This window comes from Saccharopolyspora rhizosphaerae, assembly GCF_003931915.1.
GTDB classification, from domain to species: Bacteria; Actinomycetota; Actinomycetes; order Mycobacteriales; family Pseudonocardiaceae; genus Saccharopolyspora; species Saccharopolyspora rhizosphaerae.
On record NZ_RSAA01000001.1, the window covers coordinates 72,683 to 91,913 of the forward strand.

At 70.9% G+C, this 19,231-nt stretch carries 16 protein-coding genes and 1 tRNA gene; 6 read left to right on the plus strand and 11 right to left on the minus strand.

The window, feature by feature from the left end:
* Window positions 1-47: 47 nt before the first annotated feature.
* The 3 genes from EIL87_RS00360 to EIL87_RS00370 form a co-directional block, all read right to left on the minus strand.
* Window positions 48-803 carry a CoA-transferase subunit beta gene (locus EIL87_RS00360; RefSeq protein WP_125088095.1) on the minus strand — a complete coding sequence of 252 codons (756 nt, stop codon included), beginning with the start codon at window positions 801-803 and terminating at the stop codon, window positions 48-50.
* Window positions 800-1,621 carry a CoA transferase subunit A gene (locus tag EIL87_RS00365; protein WP_125088096.1) on the minus strand — a complete coding sequence of 274 codons (822 nt, stop codon included), beginning with the start codon at window positions 1,619-1,621 and terminating at the stop codon, window positions 800-802. Before EIL87_RS00365 ends, EIL87_RS00360 begins: the two co-directional genes overlap by 4 nt.
* Before the next feature lie 258 nt (window positions 1,622-1,879).
* Window positions 1,880-2,386: an NUDIX domain-containing protein gene (locus tag EIL87_RS00370; protein WP_233575892.1), complete on the minus strand. Its 507-nt coding sequence runs from the start codon at window positions 2,384-2,386 to the stop codon at window positions 1,880-1,882.
* 184 nt (window positions 2,387-2,570) lie between these two features.
* On the opposite strand from EIL87_RS00370, the gene EIL87_RS00375 reads away from it, so the two are divergent.
* A complete protein-coding gene (locus EIL87_RS00375; RefSeq protein WP_233575894.1) occupies window positions 2,571-4,016 on the plus strand; it encodes an Nramp family divalent metal transporter in 1,446 nt (481 codons plus the stop codon).
* Window positions 4,017-4,311: 295 nt separating this feature from the next.
* On the opposite strand, the gene EIL87_RS00380 is transcribed toward EIL87_RS00375, so the two are convergent.
* Complete coding sequence (locus EIL87_RS00380; RefSeq protein ID WP_125088097.1) at window positions 4,312-5,262, minus strand: DUF3048 domain-containing protein; 951 nt, start codon at window positions 5,260-5,262, stop codon at window positions 4,312-4,314.
* Between the two features lie 367 nt (window positions 5,263-5,629).
* Between EIL87_RS00380 and EIL87_RS00385 the strand changes: the two genes are divergently transcribed.
* A complete protein-coding gene (locus EIL87_RS00385; protein ID WP_125088098.1) occupies window positions 5,630-6,373 on the plus strand; it encodes an SDR family oxidoreductase in 744 nt (247 codons plus the stop codon).
* 738 nt (window positions 6,374-7,111) lie between these two features.
* Here EIL87_RS00385 and selD read toward each other — a convergent pair.
* From selD to EIL87_RS00405, 4 genes are all read right to left on the minus strand, one after another.
* Entirely contained in the window at window positions 7,112-8,110 is a 999-nt protein-coding gene (selD, locus tag EIL87_RS00390) for a selenide, water dikinase SelD (protein WP_125088099.1), read from the minus strand.
* A gap of 34 nt (window positions 8,111-8,144) precedes the next feature.
* A tRNA-Sec gene (locus EIL87_RS00395) sits at window positions 8,145-8,239 on the minus strand.
* Window positions 8,240-8,276: 37 nt separating this feature from the next.
* Entirely contained in the window at window positions 8,277-9,257 is a 981-nt protein-coding gene (locus EIL87_RS00400; protein WP_125088100.1) for a sigma-70 family RNA polymerase sigma factor, read from the minus strand.
* Window positions 9,258-9,329: 72 nt separating this feature from the next.
* Window positions 9,330-10,256: a siderophore-interacting protein gene (locus tag EIL87_RS00405; protein ID WP_125088101.1), complete on the minus strand. Its 927-nt coding sequence runs from the start codon at window positions 10,254-10,256 to the stop codon at window positions 9,330-9,332.
* 59 nt (window positions 10,257-10,315) lie between these two features.
* Between EIL87_RS00405 and EIL87_RS00410 the strand changes: the two genes are divergently transcribed.
* A complete protein-coding gene (locus tag EIL87_RS00410) occupies window positions 10,316-11,320 on the plus strand; it encodes an ABC transporter substrate-binding protein (RefSeq protein WP_233575896.1) in 1,005 nt (334 codons plus the stop codon).
* A gap of 27 nt (window positions 11,321-11,347) precedes the next feature.
* On the opposite strand, the gene EIL87_RS00415 is transcribed toward EIL87_RS00410, so the two are convergent.
* The 3 genes from EIL87_RS00415 to EIL87_RS00425 form a co-directional block, all read right to left on the minus strand.
* Window positions 11,348-12,334, minus strand: a complete 987-nt coding sequence (locus tag EIL87_RS00415; protein WP_125088102.1) for an LLM class flavin-dependent oxidoreductase — start codon at window positions 12,332-12,334, stop codon at window positions 11,348-11,350.
* Between the two features lie 127 nt (window positions 12,335-12,461).
* Window positions 12,462-13,484, minus strand: coding sequence for a LacI family DNA-binding transcriptional regulator (locus EIL87_RS00420; protein ID WP_125088103.1), 1,023 nt, complete (start codon window positions 13,482-13,484; stop codon window positions 12,462-12,464).
* 62 nt (window positions 13,485-13,546) lie between these two features.
* Window positions 13,547-15,856 carry a beta-xylosidase/alpha-l-arabinosidase gene (locus EIL87_RS00425; RefSeq protein WP_125088104.1) on the minus strand — a complete coding sequence of 770 codons (2,310 nt, stop codon included), beginning with the start codon at window positions 15,854-15,856 and terminating at the stop codon, window positions 13,547-13,549.
* A 290-nt stretch (window positions 15,857-16,146) separates the two neighbouring features.
* On the opposite strand from EIL87_RS00425, the gene EIL87_RS00430 reads away from it, so the two are divergent.
* The 3 genes from EIL87_RS00430 to EIL87_RS00440 are packed head-to-tail and all read left to right on the plus strand — an operon-like array spanning window position 16,147 to window position 19,189.
* On the plus strand, window positions 16,147-17,445 hold the full coding sequence (locus EIL87_RS00430) for an ABC transporter substrate-binding protein (protein WP_125088105.1): 1,299 nt from the start codon (window positions 16,147-16,149) through the stop codon (window positions 17,443-17,445).
* Window positions 17,442-18,371: a carbohydrate ABC transporter permease gene (locus EIL87_RS00435; RefSeq protein WP_125088106.1), complete on the plus strand. Its 930-nt coding sequence runs from the start codon at window positions 17,442-17,444 to the stop codon at window positions 18,369-18,371. Before EIL87_RS00430 ends, EIL87_RS00435 begins: the two co-directional genes overlap by 4 nt.
* On the plus strand, window positions 18,371-19,189 hold the full coding sequence (locus EIL87_RS00440) for a carbohydrate ABC transporter permease (RefSeq protein ID WP_125088107.1): 819 nt from the start codon (window positions 18,371-18,373) through the stop codon (window positions 19,187-19,189). Before EIL87_RS00435 ends, EIL87_RS00440 begins: the two co-directional genes overlap by 1 nt.
* The last annotated feature ends 42 nt before the right edge of the window (window positions 19,190-19,231 follow it).

Below are 19,231 nucleotides of genomic sequence, written 5' to 3' on the forward strand. Positions count from 1 at the left end.
TCGGGGACCCGCGGTGCCCGCGCGAGTGGGCGGAACCGGCGTCCGGGTCAGACCGTAGCCTTCAGCGCCCGCAGGACTTCCAGCTCCTTCTCACTGGGCGGATCCTGCGTGGTGAGCTCGTCGGTGACCTTGAGCTCCCACCCGGCGGCTTCCCGCGCCTGCTCGACGGTCGAGCCGGGGCTGAGCTCGGTGAGGGTGAGCTCGCAGGTGTCGGGGTCCGGGCGCAGCACACCGAGGTCGGTGATCACCTTGACCGGGCCCTTGCCGCGCAGGCCCAGCTCCTCGCGGTGGCCCTGGCCGGTGCCGTACCCGAGCGACGTCGTGAAGTCGACCGTGTCGACGAAGCTGCGCGGGCTCATCCGCATCACGATCAGCACCTCGCGGCACGAGGCCGCGATCTCCGGCGCCCCACCCGCACCGGGCAGGCGGACCTTCGGGTTGCGGTAGTCGCCACCGATGACCGTGGTGTTGATGTTGCCGAACTTGTCGACCTGCGCGCCGCCGAGGAAGCCGATGTCGATGCGCCCGGGTTGCAACCAGTAGTTGAAGATCTCCGGCACGCTGATCACCGAATCAGCGGTGTCGGCCAGCACGCCGTCCCCGATGGACAGCGGCAGCCGGTCCGGCTTGGCGCCGAGGGTGCCCGATTCGTAGATGAGCACCAGGTTCGGCGCGTGCGTGCGCCGCGCCAGGTTGGCCGCCGTGCTCGGCAGGCCGATGCCCACGAAGCACTTGGCGCCGTCCTCCAGCGATCGTGCGGCACCGACGGTCATCATCTCGTCGGAGGTGAACTCCAGGCTCATCGCGCGCTCCTCTCGGCACCGTCGACCTCAGCGGCCAGCCACTGCTCGAAGCGCTCGCGGTCGCGGCCGATCGGGTCCCAGTCCTGGTAGTAGCTGTTGTCGCGTTCGTAGTAGCCCTGGGCGTAGGACGGGTGGGCGCCGCCCGGGACCTCGGCGACGGCGGTGACCGCCCACTGCGGCAGCACGACTCCACCGGGCACCGGCGTGAGCTCGTCGACGACCTCCTCGACGGTCACCAGCGACCGGGACGAGGCCAGCACCGCCTCCTTCTGCACGCCGGTGATGCCCCACATCTGCACGTTGCCCGCCTTGTCGGCGCGCTGCGCGTGGATGATGCCCACGTCCGGGTTCACCGCCGGGACGGCCGTGAGGCGCTCACCGGTGAAGGGGCACTCGATCGGCTTGATCGTCTCGGTCTGGCCGGGCAGGTCGGTACCGGTGTAGCCGCGCAGCACCGCGAACGGCAGCCCGGAGGCGCCGGCGGCGTAGCGGTTGGCCATTCCCGCGTGGCTGTGCTCCTCGATCTCCAGCGGGACCGGCCAGGAGTTCTGGATGGCGTCGCGGAAGCGGTGCAGCGAGCCCACACCGGGGTTGCCGCCCCACGAGAAGATGAGCTTGCGCGCGCATCCCGCGCCGATCATCTGGTCGTAGACGATGTCCGGCGTCATCCGGACCAGCGTCAGGTCCTTCCGGCGTTGCCGGATGATCTCGTGACCGGCGGCGACGGGGATGAGATGCGTGAACCCCTCCAGCGCGACCGTGTCACCGTCGTGGACCAGCTCCGCGACGGCTTCGCGAAGGCTCAGGATGCGTGCCACCCCGACCACCTCTCGTTGTGCGCATAGTGAACAAGTGTGCTGTATGCGAACGATAAGGGACCCGCGGGTGCGCGGTCAAGAGGGGTTTCGCCTGGTTGAAGGCGCTTCGAGGGTTCGGGAGGGGGCGAACCGGTCGTTCGGGTGCGAGCCCGACCGGCGCAACTTCCCCGTGGCTCGTGGCGAGCACGCCGCGACGCCGCGCGGAGCGGGCCGTCGCTCAGGCCGCTTCCTGCACGGCGGAGCGGGGTCGCAGCAGGCCTACAGCTCGCCCGAGGGTGGGAGGTCGTCGGCCGACAGGCCCAGGACCGCGACGGCGGCCTCGGCCGCGGCGGTGGCCTGCAGGTAGCCGGTCTCGCCCCAGGCGAGCAGGTCGCCGGCCTTGCTGGGGTGCACCAGCAGGCGCCGGTAGGTGCGACCGCTGTCGGGATCCGGCGCGGGCGGGTGCGAGCGCGAGATCAGCGCGGCCATCCGGACCTGCGCGTAGGGGGAGATGCCGTCGTCGACGCACTGGTAGCCGAGGTAGTACGGCTCGCCGATGTCGACGGTGACCTCCTCCATGGCCTCGCGGCGCAGGATCTCGGAGTAGGTGACCTCGCCGGGTTCCGGCCGGCCGCCGGGCAGCGTGTGCTTGCTGCCGTCGAGGCGGATCAGCAACCGCCCGTCGGGGACGAACAGGAACCCGTACACCTGCCGCACCGCCAGACCCGCCGGAACGGGGTCGGTGTGCCAGGAGAACTTGGGCATCGCTGCGGGTCCCTTCGCCACGGTGTCAGAAAAGATCACTTTACCTGAGCCCAGCCCGCCGGCGCTCGCGTTCGAAAGGGTGTTTTCGCAGCGCACAGATCTCATTTCGGACATTCGGGATGGATCCAGATCTGTGAGCTGGTTCACATGAACGGTTCGGGTTGCTACACCTGATCGGCCCTATCCGCTCCCGCCAGGAGGCAACGTGGCCATCCAGGATCGAGAGGTACCGGAGGCAGGGGCCGTGGCCCACGAACTGCCCAGCAAGTTCCTCCCCGCGGCCAAGTACCGCGATCTGCCCGAGCCGCGCACGTTCCGGCAGATTTTCGGCGCCAGCATCATCCTCACCGCCACCGCGATCGGTTCCGGTGAGTTCGTGCTGTGGCCCTACATCACCAGCCAGGTCGGCCTGGTCCTGATGTGGGCGGCCGTGGTCGGCTTCTTCATGCAGTACATCCTCAACATGGAGATCGAGCGGTACACGCTGGCCACCGGCGAAACCGCGGTCACCGGGTTCACCCGGGTCTGGCCGCCGCTGGGCGTGCTCATCACCGTCATCGCGATCATCCCGAACCTGTGGCCGGGCTGGGCGACCGGTGCGGCCACCATCGTGACCTACGTGGCCGGGGCCGGGGCGCCGGTTCCCATCGCGATCGTGGCCATGGTGGCCATCGGCGCCGCCCTCACCCTGTCCAAAGTGGTCTACCGGACGGTCGAGCGGGTCGAGATGGTGCTCGTGGGCGGCATCGCGGTGTTCCTCGTGGTGGCGCTGTTCGTGGGCACCGGCCTGTCGGACTGGGCGGCCTTCGGAGCCAGCTTCGCCAAGGTGGGCCAGCTGCCGCCGATGGAGGAGGTCGGCGGGGTCGCCGCGTTGCTGGGCGCGATCGCCTTCGCCGGTGCCGGTGGCGGCAACAACCTGGTGCAGAGCAACTGGGCGCGGGACAAGCAGATGGGCATGGGGCAGTACATGCCGCGGGTGACCTCCCCGTTCACCGGCCAGGAAGCCGCCGCGGCCGGGACCGGGCACATGTTCCTCGACAGCGAGGAGAACCGGCGCCGCTGGAAGGGCTGGTGGAAGGTCGCCAACGTCGAGCAGTTCGGCACGTTCTTCCTGCTCGGCTGCGGCACCCTGGTGATCATGTCCGTGCTGGCCTACGCCACGGTCTTCGGCGTCCCGCTGCCGGACGACGACTTCGACTTCATCAAGGCCCAAGGCGAGATCTTCGGCCAGAACTTCGGATCCTGGTTCAAGACCGCCTTCTGGACGGCCGGGGCGATCGCGCTGTTCTCCACCCAGCTCGGGATCATGGACTGGGTCAGCCGGTTGACCGCCGACACCGTCAAGGTCACCTTCTTCCACGGCAGCACGAAGGTCACCGAGAGCCGCATCTACTTCGCGGTGATCTGGGTGATGATCATCGCGGGCTCGGCCATCCTGCTGTCCGGGACCGACCAGCCGCTCGCGCTGATCCTCATCTCCTCGTCGGCCGGTGGCGTGGTGATGTTCCTGTACTCGATGCTGCTGATCTTCACCAACCGCAAGTTCCTGCCGCGCTCCATCCGGCTGGGCGGCTGGCGCCTGGTCATGATGTGCGTCGCGGTGGTCTTCTACGGCTACTTCTCCATCGCCCTCCTCATCGACCAGTTCTGACGGTCACGGCAGGTCCCAAAGGTGGCGCAACGACACCGCTGCGTGACGGCGCCGGCTAAGTCCTCCGTCGGATTTCGCGCGAACTTCGACGGAGGACTCCGGGCGTCGAGCGTCGAGGTTCGCCGACCACGTGAGCGGACCCGTGTGACGTGGGGACGTGAAGACAGCGGCTCCGCCACACCTCCGAGCAGCGCGTGGAGCTGCAGACAGCGGCTTCGCCACATTGCTGGGCAGCTCGTGGAGCTGTTGCGGGGATGTGGCGGAGCCGTTCGTCCTGCTCCGGGGTTGGCGGGTGCTACTTCGGGTCGAGGACGATCCAGACCTGGCCGGCCGCCACCGGGATCGGGCTGCCCGCTCGGTCGGCGTAGGTGGTCGGTGCCTCGGGGGAGGGGCGGTTCCACGTGCCCTCCACGCTCGTGCCGTCGCGCAGCACCCGCGCCGGTCCGCTGCCGATCGTCTCGGCCACCGGTGACGCGTTGCCTGCGGCGTCGCGCACCACCGACTCGTGCGTGCGGACCTCCTGGATGATCACCGTGGCCACGCCCAGGCGTCCGCTGTGGACGGCAGCGTAGGGTTCGCCGTCCATCGAGACCATCCAGCGCCGGTCCTCGTGGTTGAAGAAGAAGCCGACGGAGGCCGCGGGGTAGCGCACCTCGTAGCGCTCGGTGGGAGCGCCACCGGGCAAGGCCTCCCCGATGAGCGGACGGCTGTCACCGGGCCAGGGTTGGCCGGGAGGCAGCCGGTTGGTGTTGACGAAGAGGTTGTGCGGTGACGGGCGGGCCTCATCGCGCGAGTACGCGCCCGGAACGTTCTTGTCGGAGGCGTCGGTCAACGGCGCCGCGGCGATCGTGGGCAGCACCTCGGGTGCCGCGCCGGAGTAGGCCAGGGTCGGCCGACCGTACTGCGGGAGGATCTCGGCATCCGTCTCGCGGGCGCTGCGCACCGGGCCGACCACGTCGGGCTTGTGGGTGGAGAAGATCGCCAGGATCCGGCTCAGCCCGCCCTCGACGGGCTCGACGTAGACGAGGTCGGCGGCCTCGACACCGACCGGCGGCCTGCCCTCGGGCGCGTTGTCGATCTTGACCGCGACCACCGGCGGACCATCAGGAGCCGCTCCGCCGCCCTGCTGAGCGGGGGCCACGCCGCCTCCCTGGGGCGGTGGCTCCGGTGGTGGCTCGCAGCCGGTGGTGCCCGCGATGGCGAGAGCGAGCAGCGCGGCCGAGAGCGTGCGTAAGCAAGTGCGCATGGTGCGGGCGAACTCCTTCCCGCAGATGAGGCTACGGATCCGAGAAGAATTCGCACTTCGATCGAGGTCGGTGTCGGAGAGCACCAACCGAGCCGGGGGCAGGTCGCTCCTGCGCTCGAAGCACCGAAACCGCCACGGACGCCGCACCCCCTCGAGTAGCGTCCGCGACGGCGGGATCCGCCGGTGCGGTCCGGAACCTCACCGACCACACCGGACCGGCGCGAGCACGCGGTGGCCGGCCCGGCGACGGGGTCTCGAGCCGTGGATCGCGAGTGCCGGCGAGGAGGTGGTCACCATGTGGGACTGGCGATGGGGCTACGGAGGTGGCTGGGGCTTCTGAGCCGCGCCATCAGGTATCAATGTGGCCATGAGCAACGAGCGAGTCGCGGTGGTGACAGGTGCCGGTACGGGGTTGGGTCGGGTGATCGCCCGCGCACTGCTGGCCGAGGACTACCGGGTGGCGCTGGCCGGGCGCCGTCCCGAACCCCTCGCCGAGGTCGCCGGAGACACCACCGCGGCTCGCGCGATCCCGACCGACGTCGGTGATCCGGAGTCCGTGGAGTCGCTGTTCTCGACCGTCCAGCAGGAGTGGGGCAGGCTCGACCTGCTGGTCAACAACGCCGGCACCTTCGGCCCCGCCGGCGACGTCGGCGAACTGTCCCCCGCCGACTGGGACGACGTGGTGCAAGCCAACCTCACCGGATCGTTCCTGTGCGCCCACCACGCCTTCCGGATCATGAAGGACCAGGACCCGCGCGGCGGGCGGATCATCAACAACGGGTCCATCTCGGCGCACGCGCCCCGGCCGCGCAGCGTCGCCTACACCGCCACCAAGCACGCGATCACCGGGCTGACCAAGTCGATCTCGCTGGACGGGCGGACGCACGACATCGCCTGCGGGCAGATCGACATCGGCAACGCCGCGACGGACATGACCTCCGGCATCGCCACCGGCGCCACCCAGGCCGACGGTTCCGTCCGCCCCGAACCCACCTTCGACCCGCAGCACGTCGCCGACGCCATCACCTACATGGCCGGACTCCCGCTCTCGGCCAACGTCCAGTTCATGACCATCACCGCCACCACCATGCCCTTCATCGGCCGCGGCTGAGAACCCTGTACCGGAGCTGATCGGCCCACCAGCGCTGCCGCACCAGCTCCTCGCGCCCCATGCCCCGGGCCCGACCCCCGCGGGCGCGGGGAGCATCGCACTTCGCGCGAAGTTCGAGGGGGGACTTCCGACTTGAACTTCGCGCGAAGTGCGACAGGGACTTCGGAGGTCACACCTCGCGCGAAGTTCGACGTGGGGCCCGACCGCGTCGGTACCGCCGCTGGCTCCGAGCGGCTCGCGGCGGCAGCCGTGTGGGACTCAGCTCGTAGTGGTGATCGGTGGGCCCTTCACGCCGGGAACCACCGGCCGTGGACGTCGATGTGGTGCAACGTGTCCGGGTCGAAGGCCACGTCGTGGATCTCCGCGTCGGCCTCCCACAGGAGTTCCACACGGCCGCACGACCTCGACGTGGTCGGCGGTCTCGGGACCCCATCGCGGTCCTCAACATCTCCTGCTGGCGCAGCGACCTGCCAGGCGTCGCCGAGGGCGAGCAGCTGCCCCGCGGGGACGGGACCGGGAGCGGGCGGTCCGGATCAGCTCGGGTAGGCCATCGGGCGGCTCGGTCCACCCGCGCCACCGGTGCAGGATTGCGGCGCGCGCGGTCGCGGGGCGGGGGAGCGGCGGGAACCGGCGCGGCGATGACCCGGAGCAGGCAAATGTGGTCACGGGTGAGCCATCGCAGCCGGTAACCGGAGCTAGGACCGGCGCGCACCACAGTCAACCGAGCTCACGATCGGCTCAGCGAAGCACGATCCGGACGTCGTCGTCCCGGCCGGGCAGCACGCGGCCGATCACCGGGGCGCCCGGGACCTCGCCGACCACCAGCAGGCCTCCGGAGGTCTGGGCGTCGGCCAGCAAGAACAGCTCGTCCGCGCTCGCACCACCTGGATCGAGGTGCGGGCGCACCCAGTCGAGGTTGCGGCGCGTGCCGCCGCTGACGAAGCCGTCGCGCACCGCTTCCCGCGCGTCCTCCAGCACCGGCACGGCCGAGACCTCCAGCTCGGCGGTCGTCCCGGAGGCGCGCATCATCTTGAACAGGTGGCCCAGCAGGCCGAAACCGGTCACGTCGGTGGCGCACACCGCGCCCGCGAGCACCGCCGCGCGCGAGGCGTCCCGGTTGAGCTCCGTCATCGTCGACACCGCTTGCTCGAACCGCTCACCGGTTTGCTTGTGGCGGGTGTTGAGCACCCCGATGCCCAGCGGCTTGGACAACGACAGCGGCAAGCCCGGCTCCGCCGTGTCGTTGCGCAGCATCCGGTCGGGGTCGACGGTGCCGGTCACCGCCAGCCCGTACTTGGGTTCCGGGTCGTCGACGCTGTGCCCGCCACCCAGGTGGCACCCGGCCACGGCGGCCACCTCGGCGCCGCCGCGCAGCACCTCACCGGCCAGCTCGAACGGCAGCACGTCCCGCGGCCACCCGAGCAGGTTCACTCCCAGCAGCGGAGTTCCGCCCATCGCGTACACATCGGACAGCGCGTTGGCCGCGGCGATCCGCCCCCAGTCGACCGGGTCGTCGACGACGGGCGTGAAGAAGTCGGTCGTCGCCACGATCCCGGGGCCGCCGGGAGACCACACGACCGCCGCGTCGTCCCCGGTTTCCAGGCCGACCAGCAGCTTCGCGTTCGGCTCGGGGACGTGCGGGAGCAACCCGCCGAGCACGCCCTCCAGCTCACCCGGCGGGATCTTGCACGCGCACCCACCGCCGTGCGCGTACTGGGTGAGCCGGTAGTCGCCCATCGGTGCTCGTCCTCGCGGTCGGCGGCGGAAGCTGTGGCGGAGACGGACGGGAATCGAACCCGCCGCGCCGAGTTGCCCGGCGCCATCGGCTTTGAAGGCCGTGGGGGCCACCAGACCCCAGACGTCTCCAGGCCCCACTCTAGGGGAGATCGTCGATCTTGACAGATCAACCCGTCACGGACGCTGGTAGCCCGAACTTGGCGAAGTCGACGTCGAAGAACGACACCACGTGCTCCACCCGGCTCTCACCGAGTTCGAGGACGTGCAGCTGGAAAGGGCGGAACACGTCGTCGCCGCGGAGGTAGACGCCGAAGGCGAGCTGCCCGTTGGCGCGGGTCCTGCGCAGCCGCAGCCCGTCCGGCCCCGCCGGGCACTGCCGGGCGTTGAGCTGCCCGATCCGCTCGCCGCCCTTGACCCACAGCTCGAACGGCGGCATCTCCCACACGGCCTCGGCGGTGAACAGCTCCACGATCGTCGGCACGTCCTTGGCCTCGAACGCCGCGACGTAGCGCTCCAGCAGCCGTTCCTGCTCGGCGGTCAGCGGCAGCGGCCGGTCGTCCTCCGAAGGCGCCACGTCGGCCAGCTGGGCGCGGGCGCGCTGCAGCACGCTGTTGACCGCGGCGGTCGAGATCCGCAGCGCTTCGGCGACCTCCGCGGCACGCCACCTGAGCACGTCGCGCAAGATCAGCACCGCGCGCTGGCGCGCGGGCAGGTGCTGCAAGGCGGCGATGAACGCCAGCCGGGTGCTCTCCCGCATCCCGACGATCGAGGCCGGGTCGGTCGCCGAACCCGTGATCATCCCGTCCGGGATCGGCTGCAGCCACGGCACCTCGTTCGACTCCACGACCTTCTCGTGCGGCACCTCGTCGGCCGGGGCGCCCAGGCCGCTGGGCAGCGGGCGTCGCTTGCGGTTCTCCAGCGCGGTCAGGCAGGTCGTGGTCGCGATCTTGTACAGCCAGGTGCGCAGCGAACTGCGGCCTTCGAAGCGGTCGTAGGACCGCCAGGCCTTGAGGTAGGTCTCCTGCACCAGGTCCTCGGCGTCCTGCAACGAGCCGAGCATCCGGTAGCAGTGCGCGAGCAGTTCACGGCGGTAGGAGTCGGCCTGCGCGACGAAGTCGTCGGCGGGCGCGGTCGAGGTGACTGGCATGGCGCTGCCCCTTCGGTGTGAGGTGGCCCGACCCGGTGCCGATGACATTAGCGCCGCACCACGACACCGGGGTCAGCTCCGACCTTCGCGCCAATAGCCCATGAACGCCACTGCCTGCTTCGGGACGCCGTGCTCGTCGACCAGGAGCCGCCGCAGCCGCTTGATCACCGCCGCCTCGCCGGCCAGGAACCCGTAGATCGACCCGGACGAGGACTCCGGCACCTCCCAGAGCAGACCGGTGTCGACGTCGACGTCCTCCAGCTCGACCCGGACTCCGGTGCCGCCGGCCGGGCACAGCTCCCGCAGCGCCTCGGTCACGGCTTCGCAGAGCAGCTTGCCGTGCGGGGCACCCGCGCGGCCGTACCAGCGGACCTCCACGCCAGCCGGGACCGACCACCGCTGCCGGTCGCCCTCCTCCGGCACCTCCACGCACACCACGCCGCGCGCGTCGGCGGGCAGGGACTCGACGATGGCCGCCAACGCGGGCACGGCCGTCTCGTCACCGGCCAGCACCAACCGGTCCGCGGAAGCGGGCGGGGCCCACTCGCAGCCCCACATCCGTCCTGAACCGGGCCGGTCCGGTGCGAGCAGGCCGATGACTTCGCCGGGGCGGGCGCCTGCGGCGAAGGTGGAGGCGGGCCCGGCGTGGCCGTCGTCGAGCCCGTGCAGCACGAAGTCGACGTCGACCTCGCAGGTCTCGGGCCGGTAGTGGCGCACGGTGTAGGTCCGCAGGTCGGGGCGGACGTCCTCGGGCAGGTCCAGCCAGCGGGCGTACCAGTCCTCGCCGTCGGGGAAGTCCGCGAGCGAGCGACCCGGTTTGGGCAGCACGACCTTGATCCGCTGGTCGTGCCCGCCGAACCCGAACTCCGACAGGCACGCGCCGCTGAAGGTGATCCGCACGAAGCTCGGTCCGAGCCGTCGCACGTGAGCCACCTCGACCGGGAACAGGCGGTAGGCCGGCCTCTCCGCGGCGGTCCGCCTGCTGCGCGCCATGGTCATCCACAACCTCCCTCGATGCTGCTAGGTTAGCCTAGCCTTATGAATCTGGGAGGTCGACCTTGCGTCACTCGATCCGGGCCGCCGTACTGGCCGCGGTCCCGCTCCTCGCCCTGGGCACGCTGTCGGCGTGCGGATCATCACAGCCCGAGCAGACCGGCGGCGGCTGGACCTACACCGACGACCGCGGCATCACGGTGAGCCGCCCCGAACGCCCGCAGCAGGTCGTCGCCCAGGTCTCGGCCGGAGCCGCGCTGCAGGACTTCGGGGTCGAGATCGCCGGCACCTTCGGCCCGCTCGTGCGCGACGACGGGTCCGTGGAACCCGAGGCGGGCGGCCTCGACCCCCGGCAGGTCGTCGATGTCACTGGCGCGGGCTACGGCGAGGTCAACCTGGAACGGCTCGCCTCGCTGCACCCCGACCTGCTGGTCAGCGGCAAGTACGCGGAATACCCCGGCCTGTGGCACCTGGTGGAGGACCAGGAGCAGAAGGTCGTGGAGATCGTGCCGACCCTCGGAGTGCAGCAGTCCGGGATCGCGCTGCCGGAGGCGATCGGCAAGTACCGGGAACTGGCCCGGGCCCTGGGCGCCGACGTGGACTCGCCGGCGGTCGAGGCCGACGAGCAGGCGTTCCACGCCGCCGCCGGACGGCTGCGCGACATCGGGACGCGGATGAAGGCGGAGGGCAAGTCGATCCTGGCGGTCGGCGGCACCGAGCAGGAGTTCTTCGTCGTCGTGCCCGCCCGCAACCCGGACCTGGCCTACTACGTCGAAGAGCTCGGGCTGCCGATCACCACGCCGCGCAACCCCGACCAGGCTGGCGGTGGCTACTTCGAGCGCCTGTCGTGGGAGAAGGCCGGCGCCTACCCCGCCGACGTCTACCTGTGGGACGCCCGGTCGGCCTCGATGCCCCCGCAGCAGATGAAGCAGAACCCCGTCTTCGCCGCCACGCCCGCAGCCGCCGCCGGGCGCTTCGCCGCGTGGGAAGCGGTCGCTCCGATGAGCTTCTCGAGCTACGCGGGGATCATGAACAGGCTCGCCGACCAGCTGGAGGCGAACCTGGCGTGATCGCGGGGCGGTCCTCGGGCGGCGGCGTCAGGCGCGGAGGCCGCGGACGTCGGCCAGCAGCTCGAGCGAGCGGAGCCAGGCGGTGCGGTCGACCGCGGAGGAGACGACCATGAGCTCGTCGGCCTGGGCCTGCTTGACGAACTTCTCGAGGTAGTCGTCCACCTCGTCCGGGGTGCCCGCCGCGGTGTAGCGGGTCATCGCCTCGACCTGCCGGCCGGCGGGGGAGGCCAGCAGCGCGTCGATCTCCTCGGTGCTGAGGGTGCGGCCTTGGGCGAGCATCCGGCTCGCGCGGTAGCGCTTGGCCTCCAGCAGCTGCTGCTGGGCGTGCTCGGTGGTGTCGGCGGCGATCACGTTCACCCCGGCGATCACGTGGGGCTCCGACAGCTGCGCCGAGGGCTGGAACTCGCGCCGGTAGTGCGAGGTCGCCGCCTCCAGCGCGTCCGGCGCGAAGTGCGAGGCGAACGCGTACGGCAACCCCAGCAGGGCCGCCAGCTGGGCGCCGAACATCGAGGAGCCCAAGATGTAGAGCGGCACGTTGGTGCCGTACCCCGGGGTGGCGTTGACGCCCGAGATGCGGGACTGCCCGGTCAGGTAGCCCTGCAGCTCCAGCACGTCCTGCGGGAAGGAGTCCGCCGCCGTGGGGTCGCGGCGGAGCGCGCGCATCGTGCGCTGGTCGCTGCCGGGCGCGCGCCCCAGGCCCAGGTCGATGCGGCCCGGGAAGAGGGTCTCCAGGGTGCCGAACTGCTCGGCGATCGTCAGCGGTGCGTGGTTGGGCAGCATGATGCCGCCCGCGCCCAACCGGATCGTGCTGGTCCGCGCGGCGACGTGGCCGATGAGCACGCTGGTGGCCGACGAGGCGATGGTGGGCATGTTGTGGTGCTCGGCGTACCAGATCCGGTGGTAGCCCCAGCGTTCCGCGCGCACGGCCATGTCGACGCTGGCGGCGAAGCTGTCCGCCGCGGTCTCCCCTTCGCCGATGTGCGCCAGGTCGAGAACGGAGAGAGCCACAGTCACGGCAGGATCAGCCTTTCCACGAGCACCGAGGACCAGGGACTTTCGACCTGGTTTCCCGTGGCAACGCACCAGCGGTCCGCGGTATTTCCCGCCCGCGTTGTGATCTGCCCCGCCTGCGCGCGGCGCGTCAGGCCAGCGGGCCGGGCCCCGTGCTGGCGCGCACGACCAGGTCGGTGGCCAGCTCCACCCGGTTGGTCTCGAACCGGCCGGTCTCGGCGTGGCGCAACACCATGCGAGCGGCCTCGGCGGCCATCGTCGCGACCGGCTGGTCGACCGTGGTCAGAGCGGGGGAGACCCACTGCGACATCGGCAGGTTGTCGAAGCCGACGACGCTGATGTCGTCCGGGATGCGCAGCCCGCGCTGCTCGACGGCGCGGTAGGCGCCCAAGGCCTGCTGGTCGTTGGCGGCGAAGATCGCCGACGGCGGCTCGGGCAGCGCGAGCAGCTCCTCCGCGGCCGCCTCACCCCGGTCGTGGGTGAAGTCGCCGTCGGCGATGAGCTGGTCCTCCACCGCGATCCCGGCCGCCATCAGCGCCGAGCGGTAGCCGTCCAGGCGGGCCACCGAGCACTGCAACTGCGGCGGGCCGCCGATGAACCCGATCCGGCCGTGCCCCAGCTCGACGAGGTGCTCGACGGCCGCGCGCGCCCCGCTCCAGTTCGTGGCGCCCACCGAGGCCACGCGCCGGTCGGGATGACCCAGCGAGTCGATGATGATCACCGGCACGCCGAGGCCGTGCAGCTGCTCGGCGTGACGCGGACCGAGCTCGGTGACCGCCAGGATGATCCCGTCCGACCGCCGCGAGGTGAGGTTGTCCAGCCACGCGCGTTCGGTCTTGCGCCCGTCGTGCACCGCCGAGACCACCATGCCCACGCCGGCGTCGTGGGTGATGCTCTCGACGCCGCGCACGATCTCCAGCGCCCACTCGTTGTCGAGGGTGTGGAAGACCAGGTCGATCAGGCCGGCGCGGCCGCTGCCGTGGCTGGCGCGGCGCGAGTAGTTGTACCGGGTGATGAGCTTCTCGACCCGCTCGCGGGTGTGGGCGGCGACTTCGGGGCGTCCGTTGAGCACCTTCGACACGGTCGGGACCGAGACACCGGCCTCCCGCGCGATGTCGCTGATCGTGACGCGGTCCTTCTTCGCCTCTGCCACCGTGCCTCCTCGCTTGACCGACGTCACCGTACCTGAAAGTTTCGGAGCCGCCTCGGGCCTGCTCACGACACCGACACCGGGGTGTCGAGCACCCGATCCGCTCCGACCTCGCGCACCGCGCCGACCAGCTCAAACCGCCCGGACAGCCGCGGGTTCGCGCTGTCCCCGCCGACGTGCACCTCGATCGCACCGGGGTCGACGACGCGCCTGCCGCGGGCCCCCGCGTAGGCGGTGCGGTCGGCGTGCAGCCGGAACGACACCCTCCTGCTGGCCCCGGCGGGGACCGCGACCCGGCCGAAACCGGCCAGCTGGCGCACCGGGCGGCTCACCTGCGCGACCGGGTCCCGCAGGTACAGCTGCACGACCTCGTCACCGTCGCGATCACCGGTGTTGGTGACCGTGCACGCGATCTCCACCTCGCCGTCGGTGGGCACCTCCGCTGCGCTGATCTCCAGGTCCGAGTAGGCGAAGCTCGTGTAGGACAGGCCGTGGCCGAACGGGAACAGCGCCGTCGGGTCGAGCGAGCTGACCTCGCTGGCCGCCCCGAGGGGCGCGGTCAGGTAGGTGCCCGGGTTGCCGCCGGGCGTGGCCGGGATCGACACCGGCAGGCGGCCCGAGGGGTTCACCTCGCCGGTGAGCACTCCGGTCAGCGCCGCCGCTCCGGCCTCGCCCGGGAAGAACACCTGCACCACCGCCGCAACCCGGTCCACCAGCTTCCCCAGCGCGTACGGGCGGCCGCTGGAGACCACCAGCACCACCGGCGTTCCGGCCTCCACCAGCGCTTCCACCAGCGCTTCCTGCTCACCGGGGAGCCGCAGGTCGGCGGCGTCGCAGCCCTCGCCCGAGGTGCCGCGGCCGAACAGCCCCGCCCGGTCGCCCACCACCGCCACGCACAGGTCCGCGCCCGCCGCGGCCTCCTGCGCCGCGGCGAGATCCGCACCGCCCTCGGGGAGGTCGCAGCCCCGGACGTGCTCGACGTGCTCGGCGACCCGGGCGATCTCGTCGAGGAAGGTCGGCAGCTCGATGCCGTGCGGCCAGTCCGGGTAGGACACCCCGATGTGTGCCGGGAAGGAGTAGCAGCCCAGCAGCGCGAACGGGTCGTCGGCGAGCGGACCCACCACGGCCACCCGGCCCGGTTCCCGGACCGGCAGCGTCCCGTCGTTGGCCACCAGCACGACCGACTCCTCGGCCAGCCGCCTCGCCAGGTCGCGGTTGCGCGTCGAGTCGAGCTCGCGCGGCTGCGCCACCTCCGGTGACCAGTCCGGGTCGAGCAGGCCCAGCTCGACCTTCTGGTTCAGCACCCGCGTCAGCGCGCGGTCCACCAGGGCCTCGTCGACCTCACCGGAGCGCACCAGCCGCGCCAGCGGCTCGACGTAGCAGCGGGCGTTGGGCAGTTCCACGTCCACCCCGGCGCGCAGCGCCGTCGCACCGGCCGACCCCGGCCCGTCGGCGACACCGTGCAGCTTGTGCAGGAAGGACACCCCGAAGTAGTCCGCGACCACGGTGCCGGTGAAGCCGAGCTCGTCGCGCAGCAGGTCGGTCAGCAGGGCCTCGTCGGCGGCCGAGGGCATGCCGTCGACGTCGGTGTAGGAGTGCATCACCGACCGGGCGCCGCCCAGGCGCAGCGCCATCTCGAACGGCGGCAGCACGACGTCGGCGAACTCGCGGGGCCCCATGCTCACCGGCGCGAGGTTGCGCCCCGCGCGGGAGGCCGAGTAGCCGGCGAAGTGCTTGAGGGTGGCGAGGATCCCGCTGGACTGCAGGCCCGCGACGTACGCCGCTCCGATGCTGCCGATCAGGTACGGGTCCTCGCCGATGGTCTCCTCGACCCGGCCCCACCGCAGGTCGCGCACCACGTCGAGCACCGGGGCCAAACCTTGGTGCACGCCCACCGAGCGCATGTCGGCGCCGATGGTGGCGGCCATCTCGCCGACGAGCTCCGGGTCGAACGAGGCGCCCCAGGACAGCGGCACGGGGTAGGCAGTGGCGCCCCAGGCGGTGAACCCGGCCAGGCACTCCTCGTGCGCCACGGCGGGGATCCCGAAGCGGCCGGCGGAGGTGATCTCGCGCTGCAGCCGGGTCAACGCCGCGGCGCCTTCGGCGGGCGGGAGGGGGGCGCTGCCGAACACGCGGGTGAGCTGGCCCAGGCCGTTCTTGATCATCTCGTCCCACGGCGGGGTGTCCGCGGCGAAGTCCTCCTGGTGCGGGGCGACGCGCTCCTCCGCTCCGGAGACGTAGATCCACATCCCGACGAGCTGGTTGAGCTTCTCCTCCAGCGTCATGCGGTACACCAGGTCGGCGACCCGCTCCTCGACCGGGAGCGCGGGATCGCGGTAGGGCTGGCGGTCCTCGGTCGGGTGCGACTGCGGCATGTGCTCGTGACTCCCGTCGTGGTGGTGGTCCGGCGGCCCCGTCCGAAAGTTTTCGGGCCACCGGGGCGGGCAGCCGGTCTGCAACGATCGACAGGTTGCCACATCCTTCGCTGAAAGTCCTGCTTCAACCGAAGAAACCCGCACGAGCGTGGTGCGTGAAACTTCCTGAAACATGGTCTTGCCGGTCGTGTGACCGCTGCGGTACTGTCTCGCCGTCCGGCAGCCGGGTGTGACCGCGTGCACACCGCTGCGGCGCCGGAGAGGTCCGCAACGGTGCGACGGGAGCGACGATGCGTGGACTGCGACGTCTGTGCGCGATGGGTGCCGCGGTGGCACTGGCCCTGACCTCGACCGGCTGTGCCGTGCTGCTGCCGCCGAGCCAGGGCAGCGCCGACGTGCTCACCAGCTGGGCGATCAGCGGTGGCGGCGAGGAAGAGCTGATGCCGGTCGAAGGCGAGAAGTTCCAGCAGCGGACCGGTCGTCGCGTGCAGACCCAGTTCTTCCAGAACGATCCGTACAAGAACAAGCTCTGGGTCTCCATGGGATCGGGCACCCCGCCCGACACCTTCTTCGGCTGGGGTGGGGGAGCGCTGCAGGCGTTCATCGACGCGGGCAAGGCGGCCGACCTCGCGCCCACCATGCGCGAACACCCCGAGTGGCGCGCGAACTTCCTGCCCAGCGTGATGAGTCCCGTCGACATCGACGGCGGCACCTACGGCATCCCCATCGGCGGCATCCAGCCCGTCCTGCTGTACTTCAACAAGGACGTCTACGCCGCGACCGGGTTGCAGCCACCGCGCACCTGGAACGAGCTGCTTCACCAGGTCCCCCGCCTCCAGCAGGCCGGCTACCTGCCGATCGCCCTCGGCGGCGCCGATGCGTGGACCTACCTGATGTGGGAAGAGGCTGTCGTGGACCGCGTCGCCGGTCCGGAAGCCTTCCAGGCCGTGCTCGACGGCGAACCCGGCGCGTGGCTCAACCCCGACATCATCAAGGCGAACACCATGCTGCAGGAGCTCGTGCGCACCGGAGCGTTCGGCGACGCCTTCGCCTCCACCAGCGCCGAACTCGGGCAGCAGCGCACCCTGCTCGCCAGCGGACGCGCCGCCATGATGGTCCACCTCGGCTCCGGCTACTCGGACCTGCTCGGCGACGACGAGCAGTGGGTCCGCGAAGGTCACCTCGGGTGGGCGCGCTTCCCGGCCGTCGAAGGCGGGAAGGGCCACGCCGACAACCTCGTCGGCAACCCCACCACCTTCATGTCCGCCACCGCCGGGCCCGACCAGCAGGCCGCCGTGGACTTCCTGCGCCAGGAGCTCTCCAGCCCCGACTACACCCGGGGCACCCTCGAGCGCGGTGACGTGCCACCGGTGACCGGTATGGAGGACGAACTGCGCGCTTCCGAGGACGCCGACTACATGACCTTCGTCTACGAGCTGGCCAAGAACGCACCGCACTTCCAGCAGTCCTGGGACCAGGCGCTGCCGCCCGGACCCGCCCAGAACGTGCTGATCAACCTGCAGAAGCTGTTCCTCGACCAGATCAGCCCGGAAGAGTTCTCCCAGCTGATGGAGGAGTCCTCGCGATGACCGCCACCGAGCTGCGACCGGCCCCACCCACCACCACCGAGCCACCGCGCCGCTCCGCGCGGCACTGGACCGAGCCCTCCACCTGGTTCGCCGCACCCGCGCTCGTGTTCTTCGCGGCGTTCGTCGTCGTGCCCATCATCGTGGTCGTCGTGCTGTCCACGATGGACTGGAACGGCATCAGCGCACCGCGGTTCACCGCGCTGCAGAACTGGACCGAACTGGCCACCGACTCCGGCATGTGGCACTCGGTGTGGGTGTCGCTGCAGGTCATGGTCCTCTGCTGGGCGGTGCAAACCCCCCTCAGCCTCCTGCTCGGCGTCTACGTCGCCGGGACGCAGAAGCACCGGGCCGTGCTCGCAGCCTTGTTCTTCCTGCCGCTGGTGCTGTCCTCGACCGGCATCGGCATCCTCTGGCGCAACCTCGTCGACCCCGAGTTCGGCGTGCTGCCCGCACTGGGCCTGCCCGGCCTCAACCTCCTCGGAGATGGCAACCTCGCCTTGCACACCCTCATCTTCGTGGTGTCCTGGCAGTTCATCCCGTTCCACACGCTGCTCTACCAAGCCGGCGTCCGGCAGATCCCCGCCCAGCTGTACGAGGCCGCCGAACTCGACGGTGCCGGGCCCGCGCAGCGGTTCTTCCGGATCACCCTGCCGCAGCTGCGCAACACCGTCGTCACCTCGAGCACGCTGATGCTGGTCGGCTCGCTGACCTACTTCGACCTGTTCTACGTGCTCAGCGAAGGCGGACCGGGGGACGCCACGCGGATCCTGCCGGTGAACATGTACGTCACCGGCTTCCAGCAGTACCAGCTCGGCTACGCCAGCGCGATCGCGCTGTTCCTGGTGGCCCTCGGGACCGCCCTGTCGCTGGGCCTGACCAAGTACTCCGGCTTCGCCCGGATGCGCAGCGAGCAGGAGGGCGCGTGATGCTGCGAACGAGAGGCCTGCTGCCCCACGCCGCCGCCCTGCTGTGGGCGCTGGTCGTGGCCATCCCGCTGTACTACGTGCTGGTCACCAGCCTGCGCGCGCAGGAGGACACCACCACCGAGAACCCGCTGTCGCTGCCCGGTTCACCCACCCTCGACAACTACGGGCTGGTCTTCTCGGACGGTTTCCTGAAGTTCTTGTCCAACAGCCTGCTCACCACCGGGCTGACCGTCGCCGTCGTGCTCGCCACCGCGCTGCCCGCCGCCTACGTCGTGGTCCGCGGCAAGCGCCGCAGGCACCAGTGGCTGTTCCGGATGTTCTTGGCGGGCTTGGCGATCCCGCTGCAAGCCACGATCATCCCGGTCTACGTGATGATCGTCGAAGCCGGTCTCTACGACAGCCTGCTGGCCGTCGTCCTGCCCGCCATCGCCTTCGCGATGCCGCTCTCAGTGCTGATCCTCAGCAACTTCCTGCGGGACATCCCCGAAGAGCTCTACGAGTCGATGTGCCTCGACGGGGCCGGGCAGCTCCGGGTCCTGGTCAACCTGGTGCTGCCGCTGTCCAAGCCCGCCCTGCTGGCCGTGGGCATCTACCAGGCCCTGCAGGTGTGGAACGGGCTGCTGTTCCCGCTCATCCTCACCCAGCGCGAGGAAACCGCCATGCTGCCGGTCATGCTCTGGCAGTTCCAAGGCCAGTACACCGTCAACGTCCCGGCCATCATGGCCGGCGTCGTGCTCTCCGCGATCCCGGTGCTGGTGCTCTACGTGCTGGGCCGCCGGTTCATGATCGCGGGACTGACCGCGGGCGCGGGCAAGTGAGGACGCCGGTCGGTGGTCAGGGGCAGGCCACCGACCGGCACC